Source organism: Streptomyces sp. AC627_RSS907 (genome assembly GCF_019049165.1).
Window position 1 is genome coordinate 1 of record NZ_JAGMUE010001530.1, and the last position, 615, is coordinate 615.

The window sequence follows — 615 nt, forward strand, 5'->3', positions numbered from 1 at the left end:
GTGGGTGGGCCGGCGCAACAGCCTCTCCGAGGGCGAGCAGCTCTACGGGCTGCCCTGCGCGGACGTGCGCGAGGTGGCCGGCGCGCTGGCCGAGGCGAGCGGCCCGGTGCGCATCGTGCGCGGGCACGACGCGGGCCTGGAGGCGGCGCTGACCGACAAGGTCACCGCCGAGCGCGACGAGGAGCTGAAGTCCTTCCTGAGCGAACTGCGGCTGGTCAAGGACGAGTTCGAGATCGCCGAGCTGCAGAAGGCCGTGGACTCCACGGTGCGCGGCTTCGAGGACGTCGTACGCGTCCTCGACAAGGCCGAGGCCACCTCCGAGCGCTACATCGAGGGCACCTTCTTCCTCCGCGCCCGGGTCGAGGGCAACGACATCGGCTACGGCTCCATCTGCGCCGCCGGCCCGCACGCGACCACCCTGCACTGGGTGCGCAACGACGGCCCGGTCCGCCCCGGTGAGCTGCTGCTGCTCGACGCCGGCGTCGAGACGCACACCCTCTACACGGCCGACGTCACCCGCACGATGCCGATCAACGGCACGTTCAGCCCGCTCCAGCGCAAGATCTACGACGCGGTGTACGCGGCGCAGGAGGCGGGCATCGCGGCGGTCAAGCC

General features: G+C 71.9%; 1 protein-coding gene. It reads left to right on the plus strand.

Annotated elements, in window-relative coordinates; all coding sequences use genetic code 11:
- The coding region (locus tag KUM32_RS42835) for a M24 family metallopeptidase (RefSeq protein ID WP_217146953.1) at nt 1-615 on the plus strand (615 nt) is incomplete at both ends.